General features: G+C 54.5%; 3 protein-coding genes. 1 reads left to right on the forward strand and 2 read right to left on the reverse strand.

The window, feature by feature from the left end:
• Nucleotides 1–331 (forward strand): hypothetical protein (locus AX018_RS22720; protein WP_211322506.1); only part of this gene is annotated, 331 nt, incomplete at its 5' end.
• A 105-nt stretch (nt 332–436) separates the two neighbouring features.
• Here AX018_RS22720 and mobV read toward each other — a convergent pair.
• Together mobV and AX018_RS22730 are read right to left on the reverse strand one after the other, a co-directional pair.
• Complete coding sequence (mobV, locus tag AX018_RS22725; RefSeq protein ID WP_111882239.1) at nt 437–1648, reverse strand: MobV family relaxase; 1212 nt, start codon at nt 1646–1648, stop codon at nt 437–439.
• Between the two features lie 344 nt (nt 1649–1992).
• On the reverse strand, nt 1993–2279 hold a 287-nt coding region (locus AX018_RS22730), incomplete at its 5' end, for a transposase (RefSeq protein ID WP_146749308.1).

Genomic DNA, 2279 nt, shown 5'->3' on the forward strand with positions numbered 1-2279 from the left:
GGAGGAAAAGGAGGAAAAGGAGGAAAAGGAGGAAAAGGAGGAAAAGGAGGAAAAGGAGGAAAAGGAGGAAAAGGTGGTCGTCCAAAAGACTTTTTATGGTCATGATTTCCACTTGGAAGAAGGCGGCAACTATAAAGATGATGAAGGCGGTGTGTACCATTCCGCTATCTGGATAGCATTTGGAGAAGAGGAAGTTGCAGTCGAGGTCAGTGTTCACGCATACAGAGTTGGCGCTTGCAGACAGTTTGAAGTACGTCCCCGAAACTGCAAAATTATCGAAGATGAACTGGATTACACCTTCACCGGCAACGAAGACCCAGAGGAAGATTAGAGAAATTCTCTAATCCAAGCCATCTCTCACCTTGACTGACAATGTCTGAGGCATCAAGGGCTGCAAGTCCTTGATGGACGGCCGCTGCTTATCAAGTAAGCCTTGTCATGAATTCAAAAAGACGGATATCTGGTCGTCAGCATCCAGACCGGTGTTCAGCCCGGGTTGCGAGATGCTCCCTGTTGCCTCAGGCCTCAAGCGCTGTAATGCAGTAATGACTACGGCATTTTTTTCGTCTTCCGTTTTTGGCGCTAAATTTTGGTCGGACATTCCAATGGCCAAGGCAACATTGCTGTGCACCACTTGGGCCATTTTGGGGTCATGTTGATAGAGCGCCAATAGTTCCCGAGCGGTAGCATTCTCGGCCAGTAGCTCCAACATCCCGGCCAGCGCGGGCCTCTCTGCAATCGCCGCGAGGCGCTTCACCCCCTTGATACCTGCTAGCCCCTGCTGCGCTAGCTTTTGCGCCTTGTCCTCATAATCCCGAGCCCTCTGGTTCGCAGCTCGAGCGCGGGTCCATTCTGCATCCAGTTCGCCATATCGCTTCTGGATGGCCGCGCGCTCAGCCTCGACGGCCTCCCGGTCCAGTTTCAGGCGCTCCCATTCATGCTCTACCTGCCGCCGCTTTTGGGCTGCTGCGCTGGCCTCGCTTGCCGCTTGCGCTAGCAACTCGGTAGCGGCCTGATGGCTTGCGGCAATATCGGCATAATACTCCCGCAATGGAATATGCCGCCTCTTGGTCTCGCTTTTAGGCTCGCCGCGTTTCAGGTCGTGCCCTTTCCCTTGGACGAACTCGGCAAAGCGGGTTTGCATATCGATGCATTTTTCCGAGCCACCCAGATAATGGCCAGCGTTGAGCGTCGTTACTTGGCGGCTGGTTTTTTTTGTCGTCCTGGTCGATTTCTCAATTGGAACGCAAAGTACATGACAGTGGGGACTTTCTTCATCAAAATGCAAATATGCTCCAACGACATTATCCGCGCCGTAAGTCGCTTTGGCAAAATCAACGCAATGGAGTAAATAATCTTTTTGCCTTTCGTACGACATATCCTTGAAAAACTCCGGCGAAGCCGTAAAGACATTCTCGATAATTCGATTGGCATCGGGGCGCGGCTTTCGTGTCGTTGTGGCAATCCGTGCCTTTATCGCCCTGAATAGTGCCGGTCGGTCGGCTGCACCGATGGTGATATTGAGGTGGGAGCGACTCGGGTCGAGTCCATCCACTTCTTCCGGAGCTTCCCGGAGGTGGTGCCTCATGATGCCGCCAATAGCGTGATTGGTTTTGTATTTTTTGACTCTGAAAATCGCGTATGCCATTTTTTATTCCTTTGGATTAAAATAGCACGGCGCGAGTTTTACGCAAGTTTATCGGGGGTGGCCCGTCCACTTCGTGTACTCACTACGGCATTTTTTGTTCACCCCCTGCGGTGGTTCCAAAAAAAGCCTACTTTCGCCCCTGCTGGGGGGCGCCTTCGGCCTAAGCCAAAATACCGATGTTCACCAGGGCGCGAGGTGCGTCCGGCGATAATCCAAGGATGTGCCGCGCGGGCATGGCCAGCGTTTTATCGGCGGCCCTGGCTTCCGCTTCGCTGCCATGGGGTTGCACCGGCTTTGTTGCACAAATCAGTTCGAAGACGGCATAGCCCCAACCCCAGACGGATTTATGCCATGGCGGCCACCAGAACGGTTTGAGGACGACCGATCTGGCTGAAGCGGTTGAGTACGGCCACGCGGACATGCAACTCCACCACCTGATGCTCGAACGTGCGCGCCGTCACCCGTTCGCCCAGTCGCTTGAAGCAGTGCATCTTCGTCTCGACAAGGCTGCGCCGGTGGTAGCCGCTCCACTTCTTCCAGACGCTGCGGCCCAAACGCTGGCACGCCCGGATGGCTTCGTTGCGCTGCTCCGATCCCGGACTCGGCTTCTTCCAGTGGCGGGCGTTCTTGC

It is taken from the genome of Paracidovorax anthurii, assembly GCF_003269065.1.
GTDB lineage: Bacteria > Pseudomonadota > Gammaproteobacteria > Burkholderiales > Burkholderiaceae_C > Paracidovorax > Paracidovorax anthurii.

Coding starts and splice junctions, on each gene's coding strand:
- mobV (WP_111882239.1), bottom strand. CDS start 1,648: ATGGCATACGCGATTTTCAGAGTCAAAAAATACAAAACCAATCACGCT.